Here is a 22,338-nt window from a genome sequence, read left to right as displayed (position 1 = left end):
GCGCTGATCGCTCAATAGGATCAGTTTTGTGGTCTGCGGCGTTGGTCACACCAGATGTGGTGGAAGGTGAGCCATAATCACCAAGACCCGTCGCTTCGCGGTTTCAGACCTGTCGGGCAGCCTCCTGCCCTGACCCATCGCATTTGCGATGGGGCGGCCTCGTGTCGCCTGGCGCAAGTCGCGGAACGAGGGACGACATGAAAGGGCTATGGGCATGAAGATCGAACGGCGTTTCACCACCCCTGCTGGGGGCGCCTATGGCGACATCGTCTTTGCGACGACCACCAGCGAAATCCGCAACCCCGACGGCACCATCGTCTTTCATAATGACCAGGTCCAGGTCCCCAAGGGATGGAGCCAGGTCGCCAGCGACGTGATCGCCCAGAAGTACTTCCGCAAGGCAGGCATCCCGGCGCGGCTGAAGCGCGTCAAGGAAAAGGGCGTGCCCGAATTCCTGTGGCGCAGCGTGGCCGATGAGGAAGCCTTGGCAACCCTGCCCGCCGACCAGCGTCACGGCGGCGAGACAAGCGCGCGGCAGGTCTTTGACCGGTTGGCGGGCGCTTGGGCCTATTGGGGCTGGAAGGGCGGCTATTTCACCACCGAGGAAGACGCCCGCGCCTATCACGACGAGATGCGCTTCATGCTGGCCCGGCAGATGGCCGCGCCGAACAGCCCGCAATGGTTCAACACCGGGCTGCACTGGGCTTACGGCATCGACGGCCCGAGCCAAGGGCATTTCTATGTCGATTACAAGACCGGCAAGCTGGTCAAATCCGACAGCGCCTATGAACATCCCCAGCCGCACGCCTGCTTCATCCAGTCGGTCAGCGACGACCTGGTGAACGAAGGCGGCATCATGGACCTGTGGGTCCGCGAGGCGCGGCTGTTTAAATACGGATCGGGCACCGGCACCAACTTTTCCTCCCTGCGCGGCGAAGGGGAACGGCTGTCGGGTGGCGGCAAGTCATCGGGCCTGATGGGCTTCCTCAAGATCGGCGACCGGGCGGCGGGTGCGATCAAGTCGGGCGGCACCACGCGCCGCGCGGCCAAGATGGTGATCTGCGACATGGATCACCCCGATATCGAGGCCTTCATCAACTGGAAGGTCATCGAGGAACAGAAGGTCGCATCCCTGGTCGCCGGGTCCAAGGCGCACGAGGCGCGGCTGAACGACATCTTCGCCGCCATCCGCGAAGGCGACGGCGAAACCGACCCTGCACAGAACGACGCCCTGAAATCCGCGATCCGTGCCGCCAAGCGCGCGATGATCCCGGAAACCTATATCAACCGCGTCCTGCAATACGCGCGCCAAGGCTTCGACAGCATCGAATTCCCGACCTATGACACGGATTGGGATTCCGAGGCCTATGTCAGCGTCTCGGGCCAGAACTCGAACAACTCGGTCCGGGTGACGGATGCCTTCCTGCAAGCGGTGCGCGACGACGCGCCTTGGGAATTGCTGCGGCGCACTGACGGCAAGGTCGCCAAGACCATCAGCGCGCGGGAACTGTGGGACCAGGTGGGCCACGCAGCCTGGGCCTGCGCCGATCCCGGCATCCAGTTCCATGACACGGTGAACGCCTGGCACACCTGCCCCGAGGACGGGCCGATCCGTGGATCCAACCCGTGCAGCGAATACATGTTCCTGGACGACACGGCCTGCAACCTGGCCTCGATGAACCTGCTGACCTTCTTCGCGGACGGCCGGTTTGACGCCGATGCCTATGTCCACGCCACGCGTCTGTGGACCGTCACGCTGGAGATCAGCGTGCTGATGGCGCAGTTCCCCAGCAAGGAAATCGCGCAGCGCAGCTATGATTTCCGCACGCTGGGCTTGGGTTACGCCAATATCGGCGGCCTGTTGATGAACATGGGCTTGGGATATGACAGCGACGGAGGCCGCGCGCTGTGTGGTGCGCTGACCGCCGTCATGACCGGCGTCGCCTATGCGACAAGCGCGCAGATGGCCGCCGAACTGGGCGCCTTCCCCGGTTATGCGAAGAACGCGGGCCATATGTTGCGGGTGATCCGCAACCATCGCGCCGCAGCCCATGGCACCGGCGCCTATCAGGCGGTGAACGTGGCTCCGGTGGACCTGGATGCCGACAACTGTCCCGACGCGCGCCTTGTCGCCATCGCGCGCGAGGCCTGGGACGAGGCCCTGGCCTTCGGCGAGGATCACGGATATCGGAATGCCCAGACCACGGTGATCGCGCCCACCGGCACCATCGGCCTGGTCATGGACTGCGACACCACGGGGATCGAGCCTGACTTTGCCCTGGTCAAGTTCAAGAAGCTGGCAGGCGGCGGTTACTTCAAGATCATCAACCAGTCGGTCCCGGCGGCCCTGACCAAGCTTGGCTATGCCCCCGCGCAGGTCGAGGAGATCGTGGCCTACGCCGTGGGCCATGCCTCCTTGGGCAACGCGCCCTTCATCAACCACACCGCGCTGACAGGCCATGGCTTTGGCCAGGCCGAGATCGGGAAAATTGAGGCATCGCTGGCCACCGCCTTCGACATCCGCTTCGTCTTCAACCAGTGGACCCTGGGCGAGGATTTCTGCAAGGGCACGCTGGGCATTCCAGCGGACAAGCTGGCCGACCCGACCTTCGACCTGCTGCGCCACCTGGGGTTCACCAAGGCCCAGATCGACGCCGCCAACGACCATGTCTGCGGCACGATGACGCTGGAAGGCGCGCCGCATCTGCGGGCGGAACACCTGCCGGTCTTCGATTGCGCCAATGCCTGCGGCAAGACCGGCAAGCGTTACCTGTCGGTGGAAAGCCATATCCGCATGATGGCTGCAGCGCAGTCCTTCATCTCGGGCGCGATTTCCAAGACGATCAACATGCCCAACACCGCAACCATCGCCGATGCGCTTGCGGCATACGAGCTGTCCTGGTCGCTGGGCATCAAGGCCAATGCGCTGTATCGCGACGGCTCCAAGCTGTCCCAGCCCCTCGCCGCCGCCTTGGTCGAGGATGACGAGGAAGCCGAGGAGATCCTGACGAACGGCAGCGCGCAGGAAAAGGCGGCCGTCATCGCCGAAAAGATCGTCGAGCGGATCATCGTCAAGGAAGCCGTGCGCAGCCACCGCGAGAAACTGCCGCAGCGCCGCAAGGGCTATACCCAAAAGGCCGTCGTGGGCGGGCACAAGGTCTATCTGCGGACCGGCGAATATGATGACGGCGGCTTGGGCGAAATCTTCATCGACATGCACAAGGAAGGCGCGGGCTTCCGGGCGATGATGAACAACTTTGCCATCGCGGTGTCCGTGGGCCTGCAATATGGCGTGCCGCTCGAGGAGTTCGTGGACGCCTTCACCTTCACCCGCTTCGAGCCCGCGGGCATGGTGCAGGGCAACGACAGCATCAAGAACGCGACCTCGATCCTGGATTATGTCTTCCGCGAACTGGCGGTGTCCTATCTGGATCGCACCGACCTGGCCCATGTAAAGCCGGAAGGCGCCCGCTTCGACGACATGGGCGGCGGCGAGCGCGAAGGGCTGAACATGGCCCCGGTCAGCGAGCAGTCGGAACTGAAATCCCTGACCATGCTGAAGCAGATCAGCAGCGCAGGATACCTGCGCAAGCGTTTGCCCCAGGATCTGATGGTGTTGCAGGCGGGGGTGTCGGCGACGGCGATCCTGTCGGCCGAACCCGCGGCCATGGACCTGCGCATGAAGGCCAAGATGCAGGGGTACGAGGGCGATCCGTGCGGGGAATGCGGGAACTATACCCTGGTGCGCAACGGAACCTGCATGAAGTGCAATACGTGCGGCGGGACGAGCGGGTGTAGTTGAGACTTGGGTGGGGCGCGAATTTGCAGCTTCGCGCCCCGCAGCATCTCTGCGCGCTATTGGAAGAACAGCGTGATACAGAAACTACTATTCAATCTGCCTCAAATCGTCCGCAACGAATTCTATTGGACGACGATCAACCGCAGTCGCCGCGTGAGTGTTGCACAAGTCATCCTGTTTTATCCGGTTGTTGCGCTACTACTACAAGTTGCCACCACCTTCGAAGTCCCACTCCCTGGCTTCGCTCGTTGGGTCTTTTTCGGTATGCTGATGTATTCAATCAGCCTTCTCATTTTCTATGCGAGCTGCCCTGGGCAGATCAAAAGATATGATACCGCGATTGATTTTGCGAACGCTGAAAGAGAGCACTTCCAAGCCATGAGCGCTCTACTGCGTCGCATGACCAGAAAAAGCGTCGATGCACTGAGTGAAGGTGAAGAAAAAAGTGGAGTGATCAGGCGCTTTGCGGCAGAGCGCCCTCAGCTGGTACTCGCCGGTGAAGCGCGCCTCAACGGTAATCCTCCCCGTTTTAACGGGGCGCAGACGTAGAATTCACGCGGCCATTCTCAGCTTCATGGCAGGGGTGATCCCGCCGATGCCCATGTTGGGGCGTTCGTTGTTGTAGGTCCAGAGCCACTCGGTGGCGATGTTCTGCACCTCCTCGATGGTTTCAAAGATGTATAGGTCCAGCCATTCGTGCCGGACTGTCCGGTTGTAGCGCTCGACGTAAGCGTTCTGCTGCGGCTTTCCGGGCTGGATATAGGTCAGGGTAATGCCCTTGTCCTCGGCCCATTCCATCAGACGGCCACTGATATATTCCGGGCCGTTATCAACCCTGATCGCCTTTGGTGCTCCCCGCCATTCGATGATTTGGTTCAGGGTCCGGACGACGCGCTCGGCCGGCAGCGAGAAGTCCACCTCGATGCCCAGGCCCTCGCGGTTGAAGTCGTCCAGGACGTTCAGAAGACGGAAGGCTCGCCCGTCCCCAAGGCGATCTGCCATGAAGTCCATGGACCAGACCGCGTTGGGAGCTTCCGGCACAGCCAGTTCCTCGGACTTCTCCCGCTTCAGCCGCTTGCGAGGCGTTCGCCATGGTCACTCGGACCAGTGGCGTTCCATGGCTCACTCCTCAGGTTCAGTTCCAGCTCACGATAGATCCGGTAGACGCGTTTGTGGTTCCAACCATGGCCCTGGACGTTGCGCAGATACAGGAAACACAAGCCAAAGCCCCAAGTCTTCCTGGTCTTGGTTAGCCCAATGAGCAGGTCGGCGATCTGCTCGTTCTCGTTGTCGCGCTTCGGGCTGTAGCGGAAACAGGTCTCGCTGACGCCGAATGCCCGGCAAGCCAGCGCAATGCTGATCCCCTTCGTCGCCACAGCCTTTGCGGCCAGCTCGCGACGCTGAGCTGGCCGCGTCACTTTTTTCCAAGCGCCTCCCGGAGCAGATCGGCTTGCATGCTCAGATCGGCAAACATGCGCTTCAGCCGCCGGTTTTCGTCCTCCAGTAACTTCATCTGGCCCATCATGGATGCATCCATGCCGCCATACCTGGCACGCCATTTGTAAAACGTCGCGCTGCTGATCCCATGCTCGCGACACAGTTCAGGCACAGGCAAACCACCCTCGGCCTGACGCAGCACGCCCATGATCTGGGCCTCGGTGAAACGGGTTTTCTTCATCTGAATCTCCTCGTCCAACTTGCCGAGAAAATTCTACTTCAGCATCCCTTTAACCATGGGGAGGATTACCCAACCAACATCAAACCCACCTTCTTATGGACTACATGTGGCACGCCCTCGACATCAGTCGTCCATGGTGCCGGCTTGCCGCAGGAGTGTCGCATTGGACCGGACTCATCATGATTACCGTTCCTAGCGTGATATCCGCCGCTCAACTACTGTGGCGTCTTCTCTGAGATTCTTGCCGGTTGCAAGACTGGGCCAATCATCGATCATGTAAGCTGAAGTGGCAGCCCGTAGGGGAGTGCCAGACTCAAGAAAAACCCAATGAAGTCAATGGCTGAGTGTCCCACGAAAGGGATGAATAGGGCCCAACAAGAACAAAGCGTTAGAATTGCGGTGTCCCACGGGTTCTGAACTGAACTAACGGGAATCAGCACGAGAAAGATCCCCGCCATGGCCGGGGCTGATCCACTTCGGTGCATTTGCTGCCAAACCGGAATCTAAGCTTTCCGACATAAAGCATAGTTTATGTAGGAAACCGACCATCGCTGCATATCGGCGCCCGTCGACCTCCGCATAGCCGACGCCGCCAGGTCGTCTGTCAAGCCGCAGACAGCGGCCGAACAGTTGTTGTTCAGCGGATCGGCCAGCAGTTCTGGCCGCGAACACAGCCAGCGCATCCAACTCGGTCCAACGCCGATTCAATTCTGCTTGCGGCAGCCGCTTGCCGCTCCAAGCGCTGACACCCTGTTCGAACTCGCGCGGCCTGGACGTGAGCCGCAACCGGTGGCTTCTGGTAAGGCGACGGACGCAGCCAAGGTCAGCATGTCCATCGCAGAAGCAAGCGCCAAACCTCACAAGGAGCAGATCAAGTCATCCGCCAGGAAGAAGGCGCGTTCTACAAAGCAGGCCGTGAGTGATTTCGAACAGTCGCAGCAGGATGCAAAACGGCTGCGGCCGGTTACCTTGATGTTTCCGGACATCCTGTTCCATTTGACGCCGACATTGAAGCCCTGCTGCAGGCGGATGCCCAGCTGGTCTTGGGGAAGGGAGAGAGGTCATCGCGCTACCGCGGCCGAGTAAAGGCCGGGCTCTATGGGAGGACGATCGGATCACCGCTCCCCGGCACAGCCGATTTTCGCGACTTCTGACAACTCGGCTTGCTTCTCACGTGTTAGTTGGACTGACAGTGCGGTTCATACTTCTCCTCCAGGGCGGTAAAGAAATCATTTGTAGGTCCGGGCTCCCGGCCAATAAGATGGAGGGAGATCTGCTGCAATATTGAGCATGCCTTGATCTTTTCGATATTCCCGATGGACTGTGCGTGAGCCGCGAAATCAGTACTTACGAAAGTGAACGAGAACTCCGGCAGGTTTCCGGCTGTGGCCAGCTGGACGAGTGGGGACCAGGCGAGAATGTGGCCCGTCACGTTAGCAGCTTTCTCTTGGTTCGCGATCGTACGGAGAAGGGCTATGTCTTCTTCGTTTGGGCTGGGGCACGGTTTCTTGAGACAGCGTCGAGCGCTACTTTTCCGTAGGAACGGGGGGTAGAACATGGACGACAAGAACGAGTTGAAGCCTGGCGCGACGGAGGCCTCGGCCCCGACGACGTGCGCTCCACACGCTGACGGCGGCGGGGCCGAGGCCGGTCGAGGCAAGCGCTTCTCCGCAAAGAGGAAGCTGGTCGCGGTGCAGCGGCTGATGCGGGGCGAGAGCCTCGAGACATTGTCGCGGGAGTTGAACGTGCCGGCGCATCGGTTGTCGGAATGGCGCGACCGCGTCTTTTTTGCGGCCGAGACCGCGCTGAAGGAGCGCGAGCGCGACGCGCGCGATGACGAGATCGCGCGGCTGAAGACGAAGGTGGGCGACATCACCATGGCGAACGAACTTCTTTATGCGAAGATCGAAAAGCTGGAGGCGGGCCGCCCTTTGGCCGGGCGGAGGTCGAGGAGATGACCGGCATCCTCTCGCCCTCCGTTGGCCGCCGCTACCCGCTGGCCACCGTCTGCCGGCTCTGGGGCCTGTCACGAGCGAGCCTGTATCGGCGGCGCTTTGCGATGGCGGCGAACGAGCCGCACCCTCCCCGCCGTCGCCGGGGCCCACAAGGCGCCGCCAGCGACGCCGACCTTCTGGCGGCGATCCGGGGGATCATCGAGGCTTCCCCCTTCACGGGCGAGGGTTATCGCAAGATCTGGGCGCGGCTGCGCTTGCGGGGCTTGCGGACTGCTGCACGTCGGGTGCGGCGGATCATGAAGGAGCACGGCCTGCTTGCGCCTCACCGGCCGGCACCTCGGGCGGCGCATCCGCATGACGGAACAATCGTGACCGAGCGCGTGGATCAGGTCTGGGGCACGGATATGACGGAGACCTTCACGACCGCCGAGGGTCGAGCCTATGTCTTCGTCGCCGTGGATCACTGCTCGGGTGAGTTCGTCGGCATCCACGCCGCCTCCGGCGCCAGCCGTTGGGAAGCGCTGGAGCCGGTCAAGCAGGGGATCGCGAAGCATTTCGGTGCGCTTGACAGGGCCGGAGTGGCGACGGGTCTCACCCTGCGGCACGACCATGGTTCCAACTACATGTCGGGAGACTTCCAGCGCGAGATCCGCTTCCTCGGCGTGGCCAGCTCGCCCGCCTTCGTCCGCCAGCCCGAGGGCAACGGCGTGGCCGAGCGGGCGATCCGGACGCTGAAAGAGCAACTCCTCTGGGTCCGGCACTTCGTCACGGTGGAGCAACTGCGGCAGGCGCTGGCCAGCTTCGCCGCACTCTACAACGCCAGCTGGCTACGGGAACGGCACGGGCACAAGACGCCCGATCAGATCCGTGCCGAGCAGAAGGCTCTTGAAACCAAAGCCGCCACAAGGTTCAAACTGGCGGCATGACCGGCGCAAAGCGCTGTCTCAAAACCGGGCCGCGGTACATATGTCTTCTTCGTTCAACGTTACGGTTTCCTGTGCCGCAACCCCCGTGGGCAGAGATGCGCTTATCGTTACCAACCATGTTAATAAAATCGCTCTCATTGTTCGCTTCCATTGATATTGATACTTGGTATCTCGCCGGGTGCTGCGTGGAGGTGGCGCTGCTTTCAGGGCGTTCCGGGGCACATTGGTGGGATGTCTCGTAGGGGGGCGTTGCAAAACGCCGCTTGGGCACGATTTGCTACTTCCTGAAGCCAACAAACACTGTCTTCTGGTGGTGAATCAACGAGCGAGAACATTTCATTACAACGCTGCGAAAACGCATCACGCGATCCATTGGATACTGCAATGCGGCTCGGATGGTCAGCACCCCAGACGGCCGGGTGTATGGTGATCTCCGCACTGTATGATCGAAATTCGGGATAATCTGTCAACGGCGGCGTAAAATCCGGCCACGCGGCGGCGTAAGACCAGGTCAGGTGGCGGTGGCCGGCGCCATGGCGCGCGCGCTTACCAATAGCTAGCGCGTGCCATGGCGCATTGGCCTCTTTGGGCCAAAACGAGCGATCTGATCTCAGGACTTTTGTTGCCGCTTTCGGGCAGTGCTGTTGGCGAGGCGATAGCTCTCGCCGTTCATCTCGAGGATGCTGACGTGGTGTGTCAGCCGGTCGAGCAGTGCGCCGGTGAGGCGCTCGGAGCCGAAGGTCTCGGTCCATTCATCAAAGGGCAGATTGCTGGTGATCAGGGTCGAGCCGCGCTCGTAGCGTTGCGAGATCAGTTCGAACAGCAATTCGGCACCGGTCTTGGACAGCGGCACGAAGCCCAGCTCGTCGATGATGAGCAGCTTGTAACCGGCCATTTGCTTCTGAACGCGAAGCAGGCGGCGCTCGTCGCGGGCCTCCATCATCTCACTGACCAGGCTCGCGGCGGTGGTGAAGCCAACAGAGAGCCCCTTTTGGCAAGCTGCCAGTCCGAGGCCAAGGGCAATGTGCGTCTTGCCCGTGCCACTTGGGCCGAGGGCAATGACGTTCTCGCGATGGTCGATCCATTCACACCGCGCCAGTTCCAGCACCTGCATCTTGTTGAGCTTCGGTATGGCGCTGAAGTCGAAGCTGTCGAGGCTTTTGACAGTGGGGAATTTGGCGGCCTTGATGCGGCGTTCGACCATCCTCCGCTCCCGGTCGATCAACTCCAGCTCAACAAGCCGGGCGAGGTATCGGACATGGTCCATGCCTTCGGCCGCGCATTGCCGGGCCAGCTTCTGATGTTCCCGCAGAAACGTCGGCAGCTTCAGCGCCTTGAGGTGATGGGCGAGCAGGATTTCCGGGACATCGTTCATGCCGCGTCCTCCGCATTGCCTGACAACAGCCGCATGTAGGAACCGGCCTTGGTCTTCTCGACCGTGGCCTTGGGCAGATAGGGATAGCAGTCCAGGTCCAGTCGGGCCGGACGGCGTTCTACACGACAAAGCAGCAGGTGCTTTACGGCGTCAAAGCCAATCGCGCCCATCTGAAGCGCCTGCTTCACCGCGGCATGCAGATCAGCCAGGTCGAAAGTTTCCAGCAACCGCAGGACCTGGACGTATTCGCGTCGGCCATGCCGGTTCATGCGGGCTTCCATCAGACGGCGCAACGTGGCGAATTCCTCGGGAAGCTCCCAGCCGTGCAACGGCGCGGCCTGGTCGAGTGCGTTGATCTTTTGCTCCAGCAGCGGCAGGTAGTGGATCGGATCGAAGATGAATTCTTCGCGGTCCCAGCACCGGGGATGGTGGGCAATGACCTCGCCCCGACAGCCGATCACCACGTCGTGGACATAAGCCCGGATCCAGACATCCTGATGACCATAAGCAACCGGCACCGAGTAGTCGTTGGTCTTGTAGCGCACCAGACACTGGGACGAGACGCGGCCGGTGTCTTGGTCGCAGGCGTCAAAGGGTGACGCAGGCAAGGATCGCATCTCTGCCAGATCGCGTTGCAACCGCTCGCCGATTGTTTCGCTTTCGCCGCGCAGGACATCCTGCTGGCGCTTGCGGCATTGCTCTTCCAGCCAAAGGTTGAACGCCTCCCACGTCGGGAACTCGGGGAGCGGCACCATGAAGTTGCGGCGGCAATAGCCCACCAACCCTTCGACATTCCCCTTGTCGTTCCCTTTGCCAGGACGGCCGTAGCGGTCCCGGATCAGGTAATGCGACAGAAAGCCGCTGAACAGGACGGCCCGCTTACGGGTGCCATCGGGCAGGATCTTCGCCACCAGGCATCTGTCATTGTCATAGACAATCGACTGGGGGACCGCCCCAAAGAAGGCAAAGGCGTGGATATGGCCATCCACCCAAGCCTCGGCCACAGCCGCCGGATAGGCGCGGACGTAACAGGCGTCGCTATGCGGCAGGTCCAGCACGAAGAAATGCGCCTTTTGCTCGACACCGCCAATCCTGACCATCGCCTCGCCGAAGTCGGCCTGCGCATGGCCCGGAGGATGCGCCAGCGGCACGAACACTTCCTGGCCCCGCCGTTCCCGCTCCCGGATGTAATCCTTGATGATCGTGTAGCCGCCGGTGAACTCGCATTCGTCACGCAGCCGGTCGAACACCCGCTTCGCGGTGTGCCGCTGCTTGCGTGGCATGGAGCGATCCGCCTCAAGCCAGCCCTCGATGATCGGGACGAAAGGATCAAGCTTCGGCCGCCTGACCTCGGCCGTCCGCCGGTAGCCCGGCGGCACCGAGAACGTCATCATCTTCGCAACCGTATCACGGGAGATGTTGAAGGCCTTCGCCGCCTGACGCTGGCTCATGCCCGCCGCGCAGGCCTGGCGAACCCTGAGATATAGTTCCACGCTGAAAATCCTCGCACCCTCCCTGCTGTCGCAGAAAGGGAAAGGGTGGACGACTTTTACGCCGCCCGCAGCAGCTCCATGCCGCCGCTTCCGTGGACTAATTTCTCACTGCCGTTCTCAGCAGGCCGTAAACGTAGTAGAAGATTTCCTCCTTTTTGATCTCCTCGCCAGGATAGCCCGCTTGGAAATGGGCCAGCCCGGCGTCGGTGATCGCGTCACGTCGCTGGATGCCGGAGGACTGGCCTTCGAAGAGTCCGCCGGGGTTCTCGTCCTGCTGGTCGTAGAGGTAAAGGGGAAAATACTGAGAGCCGCCCTTCATGGCTGCAACGCACAGTTCGGCGACGCTGTCGGTCATTAGAGCCGTAAATCCAGAAACGCTACCGGGCCCGGATACAGAGATGGCCCGGTTCTGACACGCTCGTTCTGGGTATATCTGAGGAAGTTGATACACGCGATTATTGAATGTCCTGGTGAAGTAAGCCCATTGCTTTGTGAAGGGACGATACAGGCTTGGGACAACCGCTTCGGAGATGAATTTGATCTCCCTGCCTTTCTCAACGCCGTCAAACTGTGCTTGGTCCCAACTTATGTTTGTTGCGTCGGACTTGACAAAGGACTTGGCACCTTCGCCAGCTTTCGCCTCATTGGAATAGCGTTGGACTTCTGCATTGTAGAATTCCAGGGTTCTTGTGATGTTCTTCGCCAGCGCTTCCCGAGAGAAGTTGAAACACCAAGAGTCCCTGTTCGTCTTCAGCCCTGCAGAGTAAGTTTCGAATGCCTTTGGGGCCCTCTTATCCTTCTTGTCGCCGATTTTAAGAAATGCGTCGAAACTGGCGTCCCTCTGGTCAAGCCAGTCATTCTGGTCATCGGGTGTGATTTGCTCCCACCGCTTGACCTTACTGACTCCATTTACCGCGCCGAAGTCACGGATGATCGCGAGCTTCTGTTTCTGGTCGAGGTAGTCACCGATGTCGTGGAAGAAGATGCGTCCATGCTCCTGGGCATCCGGGTTCTTCACAAAGAGGCTGATTGCCACCGGCGCACGACTACCTTCACCGAAGACATTTCCCTTCTCCTTTCGGCGGCGCTCTCCGCTCGTGCGGGCGTTGCCACGAAGATGTAAGATATAGAGGTCAGTGAACTCCTCTGCCAGGCAGGCTCGCATTCCGTCCGCCGCGTTGCCATCGACCCATCCCGCGTTGGTGACATAGGCTACGATCCCCGCATCTCCAATTCGGTCGGATGCCCAGCGGATCGCTCGAACATAGCTGTCATAGAGCGAATTCTTCAGCGTCGCCGTCGATCTCGCGGCATAGGTCTCACCGATGCGCGCATCCAGTCCCTCGTAGCGAACGTTGGCATTGTTGTCGTTGGCGCTTTCCTGCCCCTTAGAATACGGCGGATTACCAACGATCACTCGAATATTAAGCTCCTTCTGCCGGGTCCGGCGTTCGGAGTTGTCGGGCATGTAGAGCGCCAGCTCGTCGTTGCCCTCATAAATCTGGAAAGTGTCGGTGAGGCAGATCCCCTCGAAGGGCACGTAATCGTTCTTCTTGGCTTCGCCTTGGTAGACCGCTTCGATGTTGATCGCGGCGATGTAGTAGGCAAGCAGGACGATCTCGTTGGCGTGGATCTCGTGGCGGTACTTGTGCTCCAGCTCCTCCGGAGCGATCAGGCCAGATTGCAGCAGCCGGGTGATGAAGGTGCCCGTGCCGGTGAAGGGGTCCATGATGTGGACGCCGCGTGAGCCGAGGGTCTGGCCGAAATGGTCCTGCAACATCTCATTGACCGAGTGCAGGATGAAATCGACGATCTCGACCGGGGTGTAGACGATGCCCAGCTTCTCAGTCGTGCGGGGGAAGGCGTTGCGGAAGAACTTGTCATAGAGCTCGACGATCAGGCGCTGTTTGGCGGCGGGATCGCTGATCCCGTGGGCGCGATTGCGGACGCTGTCGTAGAATTTCTCGAGGTCGCGGGATTCCTTGTCGATGCGGTTCTCGTCCAGCACGTCCAGCACCTGCTGCATGGCGCGTGAGACGGGGTTGTTGATTTCCACCCAGAACTGAGCCGGATAGGCGGGTAATTTCCACTGAGAATTGAGCCATGTGAACCTTCCCCCAGAGCGGTGAGCAGCGGGGGCAACGGGAGTGATCCACATGGGACTTTTGAACATCATTCGACGGATGCATGTGCGGCAGAAGCTGTCGATACGCGAGATTGCGCGGCGCACCGGACTGTCGCGCAACACGATTGCCAGGCATCTGGCGGAGGGCACGATTGAGCCGAAGTTTGCCACGCCGGATCGGCCGAGCAAGCTTGACCCTTTTTCCGAGAAGCTGGCTGGCTGGTTGAAGACGGAAGCCGGCAAGTCGCGCAAGCAGCGGCGGACGCTGAAGCAGATGCATGCCGATCTCGTCACGCTCGGCTTCACCGGCTCCTACAACCGGGTTGCGGCCTTTGCGCGGGACTGGCGGACAGATCGCCAGCGGGAACAGCAGACCACAGGACGCGGCACCTTCGTTCCGCTGTCTTTCCGACCGGGAGAGGCCTTCCAGTTCGACTGGAGCGAAGACTACGGGCTTCTGGGTGACGAGCGCACCAAGCTTCAGATGGCGCATATCAAGCTGTCCCACAGCCGGGCCTTCCTGTTGCGCGCCTACCCACTGCAGACCCACGAGATGCTCTTCGATGCCCACTGGCATGGCTTCCGTGTCTTTGGTGGCGTGCCCGAACGGGGCATCTACGATAACATGAAGACAGCGGTGGACCGTGTCGGTCGCGGCAAGGAGCGGCAGGTCAACATCCGCTTCCTCGCGATGGCCAACCACTATGTCTTCGAGCCGGAGTTCTGCAATCCGGCGGCAGGATGGGAGAAGGGTCAGGTCGAGAAGAACGTTCAGGACTCCCGCCATCAGGTCCTGCAGGGGATGCCGGGCTTTCCCGACCTTGCCACGATGAACGCCTGGCTGGAGCAGCGTTGCCTGGAGCTGTGGCATGAGACCCCGCATGGCACGCTGCCCGGCACGATCGCCGATGTCTGGGCTGAGGAGCGGGCCGCGCTGATGCCGTTGCCGCCGGCTTTTGACGGCTTTATCGAGTTGAGCAAGCGCGTCTCGCCCACCTGCCTGATCAGCTTCGAGCGCAATCGCTACAGCGTTCCCGCGTCCTTTGCGAACCGGCCTGTCAGTCTACGGATTTACCCGGATCGACTGGTCGTGGCGGCCGAGGGCAACCTCCTGTGCGAGCATGGCCGCGTGTTCCAGCGCAACCACCAGGTGCCGCCACGGACGATCTACGATTGGCGGCATTACCTGGCTGTTCTCCAGCGCAAGCCCGGGGCTCTCAGGAACGGAGCACCATTCGCGGAACTGCCGCCTGCCTTCCGGCAACTGCAGGACCAGATGCTGCGCAAGCCTGGTGGTGATCGCGAGATGGTCGATATCCTTGCCCTGGTTCTTCAGCACGACGAGCAGGCCGTCCTCGCCGCCGTGGAACTGGCCCTGGCCGAGGGCGTGGCAACCAAGACCCATGTGCTGAACCTGTTGCACCGGCTGGTCGACGGCAAGGTCATCGGCGGGCCGCCCCTCGATACCCCGCAGGCTCTGGTTCTCCATCGCGAACCCAAGGCCAATGTCGAGCGCTATGACGGCCTGCGCACCCCCGTTGCAGGGGGCCATCATGCGTCATGATCCCGCCAGCGGTGCCATCGTCATCATGCTCCGCAGCCTCAAGATGCATGGCATGGCGCAGGCCGTGACGGACCTGATCGAGCAAGGGGCACCGGCCTTTGAAGCGGCTGTGCCAATCCTGTCCCAACTGCTGAAGGCCGAGATAGCCGAGCGTGAGGTCCGATCCATCGCCTATCACATGAAGGCGGCGCGCTTCCCAGCCTACAAGGATCTCTCAGGCTTCGACTTCGCCGCCAGCGAGATCAACGAAGCCACAGTGCGCCAGCTGCACCGCTGCGAGTTCATGGACGGGGCCCAGAACGTAGTTCTGATCGGCGGTCCTGGCACAGGGAAGACTCAGGTATCCATAGCGGGCCGGGTCTGATGCCACGGGGAAGACAGTGCTGATCTTGCTTCGACGAGGTGATCGCGGATCAGATCCGGTTCCCGATATTCTGGAACCGGGTCAATGTGTCGACGCGAACCGGGCCGGTTCGGGTCGAAGACCCTGAGAGATCCGAAGATCGTCTCGTGACCGTGAAATCATAATCCCGATCCGGCCGCGTCGACGAGGCAAGTGTAACACGATTGTGGTGTCGCTTCCCGCCGGAAGCATAGGCCACGAATGACATACCTGACTGTGCTGGCGACGCGTGGTTCTTCACCAACAAGGATCCTAGCAATGATCAACAGAACGATTGGAATAGACCTCGCCATCCGAGGTGATCATGTCGCCCAGATCTACGACAATGGCCAGCCTGTCGGCCGGCCCATACGGTTCCGTCACAACCCTTGCTCCCTAGACGCTTTCGTTGCGCGCGCAATCTCCGATATAGGCCCGGATGACTGCGTGCAGGCGATCATGGAACCCACCGGCATGAGCTGGTTTCCGGTTGCCCACCGGCTCGCCGATGTCGGCGTCGCAGTCGCGCGCGTCAAAGGCAAGCGGGTGAAGGCCCTGCGCCGCTACCTGTCTGAACACGCCAAGACCGATCTGGCGGATGCGCATGTCTTGGCTGCCATTCCGAGCTTCGGAGGGCCGAGGCTCGATCCGGTTCATATCCCAGCCCCGAAGAGCCATGCCTTGCAGCGTCTTACCAAGCAGCGCAGCCGCTTCCAGGATGCCGTTGCCTCAGCCAAGCGTCGGCTTCTCGATCTCGTTCGATGGGCATCCCCGCTTCTCGAGCGCGTGCTGCCAGACTTCGGCACCCGGCTCGCCATGGCGCTTCTGCAGCATTGGGTCGATCCGGAGGTAGTCCTCAAGGCGCGAAGGTCTACGATCGCACGCTTCATTGCCCTGCATGCCAGCGGAAATCATCCTCATAGCGGTGCCTTTGTTGATGCGCTTATCGAAGGGCTCCGCCAGGCCGCCCGGGAAGCCCTTGCCCTTCATCGCGATCATCTCGACTTTACTGAACTGCAGGCCGAGATCTGCATCGAGATTGATGTCATGAAGGTCAACATGCTCGCTCGGGACCAGTTGACGCTCAAGATCGAGGCAATTTACTGCGAATTGCAGCCCGAAGATGTCCTGCGCACCATCCCCGGCATCGGTCGCCATCTGGCACCCGTGCTGCTGGGGGTGCTCCATTGTGCCGACCGCTTCCAATCTGAGCGACACATTCGCGGCTTCTGCGGTCTGTTTCCGCGCCGTTCGGACAGCGGCGGCACCGAAAGGCCAGGCCAGAAGATCACCCAAGGCGGCAATGATCGGATCAAGCGTGCTCTTATGCTGGCAGCCGACGCCGCCCGAAAGATCGATCCTGATCTTGCCGAGGTCTACTGCAAGATGATGACCCACCGGAGCCACCACCACAAGCAAGCCCTCTGCGCCGTCGCCAATCGGCTCGTCAGCCGCATCTTCCACGTTTTGCGAACTGGGAAGCCATATATCTTGCGTGACCGAGACGGGCGCGAGATCTCTCTTGCCGAGGCAAAGGCCCTGATCACCGAGCGCTACACCGTATCCGAAAGCATCCGTGCCACACGGCGCGTCAATCGAGTTTCCATTGCGGCATAGCCGAAAAAAGCCTTGCGCTATCGGTACAAGATCACGCCGCAACCGCCCTCGGCGTCCAGGCCATTGAGCATCACCGCCGCAAGGTCCGCTTCTTCTCCACCATCGAACTGGTCAATACCCTTGAACAGGAGAAGGCCAAGGGAAAGGCCGGACAGCTTGCCGAAACCCTGACCCGCCTCGATCTCGTGATCCTCGATGAGTTGGGATACCTGCCGTTCAGCGCCTCGGGCGGGGCGCTGCTCTTCCATCTGCTGAGCAAGCTCTATGAGCGCACCAGCGTCATCATCACCACCAACCTCAGCTTCAGCGAATGGGCCACGGTCTTTGGCGATGCCAAGATGACCACTGCATTGCTCGACCGTCTCACCCATCGTTGCCACATCCTGGAAACCGGAAACGACAGCTTCCGCTTCAAGGCCAGTTCAGCCGCAGTTGCCGCGAAAAAAAAGGAGACCACACATGCCTTGACCACTGCATGACCGGAAATCCATAGTCAGGGGTGGCTCACTTCTCGATGGAAATGCCGGCTCAGTTCTGCGTGGAAATTAACAGGGTGAGGACCGAGGGTTTCCCTCCAACTCGCCAGTTTATGGAGTGCCGAGTCCGCACCGATCACGCGGCGGAGCGACGCCTTGGAAAATGGTCGAGGAAGAGCAGTTTCTCCGCCATCACGGTCCGGGGACAATGGCACGTCGCTGGTTCCTGCTCGCACAAAACATGGCCGCCCGAACTGACGATACACACCGAACAGGGCCAAAAAACAAAGTCGATGAAGATGGACGATCCTTCCTGTACTGGCAGCCCGGCAAAGCAGGTTCGAAACCAGTGAAAGTTCCGGTGATGACCGCATTGGACGAAGAACTTGCAAACGCTGATCCAGAAGCTTCCGCATTTCTGCTTACGGAGTACGGCAGGCCATTCGCATCAGCGAACTCACTCGCGAATAGAATCCGAAAGTGGATCATTGAAGCGGGTCTGGTTGATGAAGAGGGTAAGGCAAGACTGTCCCAGCACGGTATCCGCAAGTATGTCGCAGAAGAGCTCGCCTTGTCAGGAAGCTCTGTTTACGAAATCATGTCCCGTCTGTCGCACAGCGATCCAAGGACCGCGGCCATCTACACAGAAAACGTTGAGCGCGCTCGGCTTGCGACGCAGGGATTTGAGCGCGCAGAAGCGGCCCGAAAGAAGCGCAGTGTCCCACACCCCAAAAACAGTGGGACACTTCCTCTAAAAAGTTCAATAAAATCAATATGTAAGGATAGTGAGTGGCAGCCCGTAGGGGAGTCGAACCCCTCTTTTCAGGTTGAAAACCTGACGTCCTAACCGATAGACGAACGGGCCACTTTCTTGCGCTGCCCGTCTTGCCGGGTGGCGTGGGGCGGTGTTTAGGCAAAGCCGCAAAGGGGCGCAAGCGGAAATTTCGGTGCCAGTGCAAAAATTTTTGCGCGGTCCCCAAAGGCTTTCCAAGCGGTGATCTCAGACCCCGGCGCCACGCTTCGCAGCACCCATGGACGCCACCACAAAGGTCGCGCAACGGCGGTCGGCGGCGCATTCCGCCCCCTGCCCCCAGGGGCGGAAGCGCAGGCGGAAGGCGGCAAGGCGGGCGGCGGCGTCCACGGGGGGATAGCCGATCCGGGTCAGACTGGCGTCCAGAGGCAAGTCCGGTCCCCGGCCCCTTTGCAGGGCCAGGCCTTCGCACGCCAGGCGCTGCCAGTCAAAGCGGGGACCAGGGTCGATCTTGCGGCCCGGCGCCATGTCGGAATGGCCGATCACCCCATCGGGTCCGATCCCCCAGCGGTCCATGATGCCGCGCAACAGCGACGCAACCCCGTCCATCTGGCGCAGGGGAAAGGGGCGGTCGCCGGGGTTGGCGATCTCGATCCCGATCGAGCGGGAATTCACGTCGTCCCGGCCTTGCCAGGATCCCGCGCCCGCGTGCCAGGCGCGGCGATGCTCGGGGACCAGGGCCTCGGCACGGCCATCCTCCAGGATCAACCAATGCGCGCTGACCTGGGCTGCTGGATCGCACAGGCGCGCGCGGGCGCCGGCGGCATCGGCCATGCCCGTGTAATGCAGCACGATCAGTTCGGGGCGCTGGCCGCGCCTGTCGCCATGGTTGGGACTGGGGAAACCTCCGCTCACAGCGGCGGCTGGTCGCCCGTGCGCATGGAAGGGGGCACGATCACGACCGGCGCGTCGGGCCTTTGCACGGGGGCGGCGGGGGCCATCGCAGGCTTGACCACCCGTACCCGGTCCACGCCCATGGTCGCGGGGATCGGCACCGGGCTGCGGCCCGCGATATCCGCCCCCGTGGGCGCATAAAAGGGGCGGGCGACCGGGATGGTCTTGGGCGATTCCGTGGCCGTGACCAGGGCCGCCTCTCGTGTGGCGCGGTATTCGCCATAGCGGGTCGGGCCGAAGTTGTAGTTCGGGTTCCAGCCCAGATGCTCGCCACAGCCGGCAAGCGCCAGCACCGAAAGGATCAGACAGCCGCGCATCATGCCTCCTGAATATGCCACTGTCGCGACCCTACCACCAGCGACCGGGCTTGGCCACAAATCCGGCGGCGCGTTCCAGGACAAGCGCGTGGTTCAGCAACTCGCCTTCCTCGAAGGGGCGGCCGAACAGCTGCAGGCCCAGGGGCAGGCCCTGCTTGTCCAGACCCACGGGGACCGCGATGCCCGGCAGTCCGGCCAGGTTCAGCGTCACGGTGAAAACGTCGTTGAGATACATCGCCACCGGATCGCTGCTGTCCATGGCCCCAAGGCCAAAGGCGGCCGAGGGCGTGGTGGGCGCCAGGATCGCGTCGATGCCATCGGCAAAGGCCATGTCGAAGTCGCGCTTGATCAGCGCGCGGACCTTGCGGGCGCGGTTGTAATAGGCGTCATAGAAGCCCGCCGACAGAACATAGGTACCGATCATGATGCGGCGCTGAACCTCGGGGCCGAAACCCTCGGCCCGGGTCTTTTCATACATATCGGTAATGCCGTCGCCCTGGCCCAGCCGGGCGCGGCGGCCATAGCGCACCCCGTCATAGCGGGCGAGGTTCGACGACGCCTCGGCCGGCGCGATGACGTAATAGGCGGGCAGCGCGTATTTCGTGTGCGGCAGGCTGATATCGACGATTTCCGCGCCAGCGTCCCGCAGCATCTCGGCACCCTTGTGCCACAGCGCGTCGATTTCGGGGGGCATCCCGTCCACGCGGTATTCACGCGGGATGCCGATCCGCTTGCCACGGATGTCGCCGGTCAGCATGGCCTCGTAATCGGGCACCGGGTGATCGGCACTGGTCGAATCCTGCGGATCGACGGATGCCATCGCGCCCAGCATGATCGCCGCGTCGCGCACTGTCTTGGTCATCGGTCCCGCCTGGTCCAGGGACGACGCATAGGCGATCACGCCCCAGCGGCTGACCCGGCCATAGGTAGGCTTCAGCCCCACGATGCCGGTAAAGGCCGCAGGCTGGCGGATGGAGCCGCCGGTATCGGTCCCGGTCGCGGCCAGACACAGATCTGCGGCCACCGCCGCCGCCGATCCGCCCGAACTGCCGCCCGGCGTCAACTGCCGGTCATCGACCTTCCACGGATTCACCGCCGGGCCATAGACGCTGGATTCGTTGGCCGAACCCATGGCGAATTCGTCCTGGTTCAGCTTGCCCAGCATCACCGCGCCCGCGTTCCACAGGTTCTGCGTCACGGTGGATTCGTATTCTGGGCGAAACCCTTCCAGGATGCGGCTGGCGGCCTGCGACGGCACGCTTTTCACGCAGAACACGTCCTTGATGCCCAGCGGGATCCCGGTCAGCGCGGTGCCGTCGCCCGCCTTGATGCGGGCATCGGCGGCCTGGGCCATGTCGCGCGCCATGTCGGGGGTGTCGTGGACAAAGGCGTTCAACGCGCCTGCGGCCTGAATGGCGGAAAGGCAGGCCTCGGTCAACTCGACGGCGGTGGTGTCGCCCTTGCGCAGCGCATCGCGCGCGTCCGCAATGGTCAGGGTGTTCAGGTCAGTCATTCCACCACCTTCGGAACGGCAAAGAATCCCTCGCGCGCGTCGGGGGCATTGGACAGGATCTTGTCGGCCATGCCGCCGGCCGTCACGGCATCCTGCCGCCGCTTCAGGCGCATGGGTGTGACGCCGGTCATGGGTTCGACGCCTGTCACATCGACTTCGGACAGTTGTTCCATGAAATGCAGGATGCCGTTCAACTCGCGCGCAAGCGCGGGCAAAGCGGCGTCATCGACGGCGATGCGCGCCAGATGGGCGACCTTGCGGGCCTGATCCTCGGTGATCGACATGAGGTTTCCTTTCGTTCGGCGCGGGTTTACAGCCCCCGACGCGCCCCCGCAAGAAGCGCCTCATTCCCGATCGCCACCGTTCCGCCCCTAACCGAGACCGGCACCGCGTCCAGCCTGCAATCGTGCTGAAAACGATCAAGGATGGTCGCGACCTGCCGCCGGCGGGGCGGCGCCCTGAACGTTCAGTTCACCGGGGTCAGCAGCGGCCGGCCCGCGAAGAACGCGTCGAGGTTGCCCACCGTCAGTTGCGCCATGCGGTCGCGCGTCTCCTCGGTCCCGCTGGCGTGATGGGGATACAGCGTGACATTTGGCAGCGCCGTCAATGCCGGGTCGGGATGGGGTTCGTTCAGGAACACGTCCAGCCCCGCATGGGCGATCACCCCGCCGCGCAACGCCTCGATCAGCGCGGCCTCGTCCACGACCGATCCGCGGGCGATATTGACCAGCGTGCCCCGTCGTCCAAGCGCGCGCAGCACATCGGCCGATACCAGCCCTGCGGTCCCTGCCCCGCCCGGCGTGGCGACGATCAGGATGTCGGCCCAGTCCGCCAAGGCCACGGGGTCGGGGAAATACGCGTAATCCACCCCCGGCTTGGCGTTACGGCCGGAATAGCCGATGCGCAGCCCCATCGCCTCGCAACGCCGGGCTATGGCCGCGCCGATATTGCCCAGGCCCAGGATGCCTGCCCGCTTGCCCGCCGTCGAGGTGGTCAGCGGAAACGCCGCCTGCCGTCCCCAGTCGCCCGAACGGACATGGGCATCCCCCTCAACCAGCCGCCGCCGCGCGGCCAGCATCAGCAGGATCGCCGTATCGGCAACATCATCCACAAGCGCGACGGATGTGTTGGTCAGCGTGATCCCCCGCCGCGTCATTTCAGGCAGATCCATCATGTCGAAGCCTGCCGACGAACAGGCGGCCAGCCGCAAGGCGGGTAACCGGTCCAGCAATGCCGCATCGACGGCCACGTGCCCGTTCACCACCATGGCCGTGCAGACCGGCCCGGCCTGGGCCAGCACGGCGTCCCTGTCGGCGGCCTGATCCAGCCAGTGCAGGGTATAGCGTGCGCCAAGGTCGTCCATGAAGCGGGGTTGCAGGGGATAGGCGATCAGGATGTCGGGTTTCATGCATT

General features: G+C 61.9%; 13 protein-coding genes, 1 tRNA gene and 5 pseudogenes. 9 read left to right on the top strand and 10 right to left on the bottom strand.

The features are described from left to right. Positions 1-214: 214 nt before the first annotated feature. Positions 215-3,802, top strand: coding sequence for a vitamin B12-dependent ribonucleotide reductase (locus LZ585_RS04335; RefSeq protein ID WP_234855205.1), 3,588 nt, complete (start codon positions 215-217; stop codon positions 3,800-3,802). Positions 3,803-3,871: 69 nt separating this feature from the next. Then, entirely contained in the window at positions 3,872-4,348 is a 477-nt protein-coding gene (locus LZ585_RS04330) for a hypothetical protein (protein ID WP_234855204.1), read from the top strand. Positions 4,349-4,351: 3 nt separating this feature from the next. Here LZ585_RS04330 and LZ585_RS04325 read toward each other — a convergent pair. Beyond that, positions 4,352-5,477 (bottom strand): annotated as a pseudogene (locus LZ585_RS04325) (IS3 family transposase). 633 nt (positions 5,478-6,110) lie between these two features. On the opposite strand from LZ585_RS04325, the gene LZ585_RS04320 reads away from it, so the two are divergent. Both LZ585_RS04320 and LZ585_RS04315 read left to right on the top strand, forming a co-directional pair. Continuing rightward, on the top strand, positions 6,111-6,563 hold the full coding sequence (locus LZ585_RS04320; RefSeq protein ID WP_234855203.1) for a hypothetical protein: 453 nt from the start codon (positions 6,111-6,113) through the stop codon (positions 6,561-6,563). 551 nt (positions 6,564-7,114) lie between these two features. After that, positions 7,115-8,358, top strand: a pseudogene (locus tag LZ585_RS04315) (IS3 family transposase); the annotation flags it as partial. A gap of 610 nt (positions 8,359-8,968) precedes the next feature. Here LZ585_RS04315 and istB read toward each other — a convergent pair. The 3 genes from istB to LZ585_RS04300 all read right to left on the bottom strand — a co-directional run bounded on the left by istB (position 8,969) and on the right by LZ585_RS04300 (position 13,384). Continuing rightward, positions 8,969-9,733, bottom strand: a complete 765-nt coding sequence (istB, locus tag LZ585_RS04310; protein ID WP_234853208.1) for an IS21-like element helper ATPase IstB — start codon at positions 9,731-9,733, stop codon at positions 8,969-8,971. Further along, positions 9,730-11,226 carry an IS21 family transposase gene (istA, locus tag LZ585_RS04305; protein WP_449301138.1) on the bottom strand — a complete coding sequence of 499 codons (1,497 nt, stop codon included), beginning with the start codon at positions 11,224-11,226 and terminating at the stop codon, positions 9,730-9,732. Before istA (LZ585_RS04305) ends, istB begins: the two co-directional genes overlap by 4 nt. A 97-nt stretch (positions 11,227-11,323) precedes the next feature. Then, entirely contained in the window at positions 11,324-13,384 is a 2,061-nt protein-coding gene (locus LZ585_RS04300; RefSeq protein WP_234855202.1) for a type ISP restriction/modification enzyme, read from the bottom strand. Between LZ585_RS04300 and istA (LZ585_RS04295) the strand changes: the two genes are divergently transcribed. The 5 genes and pseudogenes from istA (LZ585_RS04295) to LZ585_RS14935 all read left to right on the top strand — a co-directional run. Beyond that, positions 13,383-14,915, top strand: coding sequence for an IS21 family transposase (gene istA / locus LZ585_RS04295; protein WP_234855201.1), 1,533 nt, complete (start codon positions 13,383-13,385; stop codon positions 14,913-14,915). The genes LZ585_RS04300 and istA (LZ585_RS04295) overlap by 2 nt on opposite strands. Beyond that, a pseudogene (locus LZ585_RS04290) lies at positions 14,905-15,267 on the top strand (ATP-binding protein); the annotation flags it as partial. The gene istA (LZ585_RS04295) and the pseudogene LZ585_RS04290, both read left to right, overlap by 11 nt. 309 nt (positions 15,268-15,576) lie before the next feature. Beyond that, positions 15,577-16,914, top strand: coding sequence for an IS110 family RNA-guided transposase (locus LZ585_RS04285; RefSeq protein WP_234853177.1), 1,338 nt, complete (start codon positions 15,577-15,579; stop codon positions 16,912-16,914). 32 nt (positions 16,915-16,946) lie between these two features. Further along, positions 16,947-17,393: pseudogene (locus LZ585_RS04280) on the top strand (ATP-binding protein); the annotation flags it as partial. Positions 17,394-17,553: 160 nt separating this feature from the next. Beyond that, positions 17,554-18,030, top strand: a pseudogene (locus LZ585_RS14935) (tyrosine-type recombinase/integrase); the annotation flags it as partial. 150 nt (positions 18,031-18,180) lie between these two features. Here LZ585_RS14935 and LZ585_RS04275 read toward each other — a convergent pair. The 6 genes from LZ585_RS04275 to LZ585_RS04250 all read right to left on the bottom strand — a co-directional run bounded on the left by LZ585_RS04275 (position 18,181) and on the right by LZ585_RS04250 (position 22,333). Then, positions 18,181-18,255, bottom strand: a tRNA-Glu gene (locus LZ585_RS04275). A 135-nt stretch (positions 18,256-18,390) separates the two neighbouring features. Further along, entirely contained in the window at positions 18,391-19,056 is a 666-nt protein-coding gene (locus tag LZ585_RS04270) for an N-acetylmuramoyl-L-alanine amidase (protein WP_234855200.1), read from the bottom strand. After that, the gene (locus LZ585_RS04265; RefSeq protein WP_234855199.1) at positions 19,053-19,415 is read right to left on the bottom strand and encodes a hypothetical protein; all 363 of its coding nucleotides are present in this window, start codon (positions 19,413-19,415) and stop codon (positions 19,053-19,055) included. Before LZ585_RS04265 ends, LZ585_RS04270 begins: the two co-directional genes overlap by 4 nt. 28 nt (positions 19,416-19,443) lie before the next feature. Then, on the bottom strand, positions 19,444-20,925 hold the full coding sequence (gene gatA, locus LZ585_RS04260; protein WP_234855198.1) for an Asp-tRNA(Asn)/Glu-tRNA(Gln) amidotransferase subunit GatA: 1,482 nt from the start codon (positions 20,923-20,925) through the stop codon (positions 19,444-19,446). Then, positions 20,922-21,209 (bottom strand): Asp-tRNA(Asn)/Glu-tRNA(Gln) amidotransferase subunit GatC, encoded by a 288-nt coding sequence (gene gatC, locus LZ585_RS04255; protein ID WP_234855197.1) that lies wholly within the window; start codon positions 21,207-21,209, stop codon positions 20,922-20,924. The genes gatA and gatC overlap by 4 nt, the downstream gene beginning before the upstream one ends. Before the next feature lie 182 nt (positions 21,210-21,391). After that, positions 21,392-22,333, bottom strand: a complete 942-nt coding sequence (locus LZ585_RS04250) for a 2-hydroxyacid dehydrogenase (RefSeq protein WP_234855196.1) — start codon at positions 22,331-22,333, stop codon at positions 21,392-21,394. Positions 22,334-22,338 lie beyond the last annotated feature (5 nt).

It is taken from the genome of Paracoccus everestensis (assembly GCF_021491915.1).
GTDB classification, from domain to species: domain Bacteria; phylum Pseudomonadota; class Alphaproteobacteria; order Rhodobacterales; family Rhodobacteraceae; genus Paracoccus; species Paracoccus everestensis.
The sequence above is the reverse complement of the archived record's forward strand: the minus strand, read 5'-3'. Positions and strand labels throughout refer to the sequence as shown.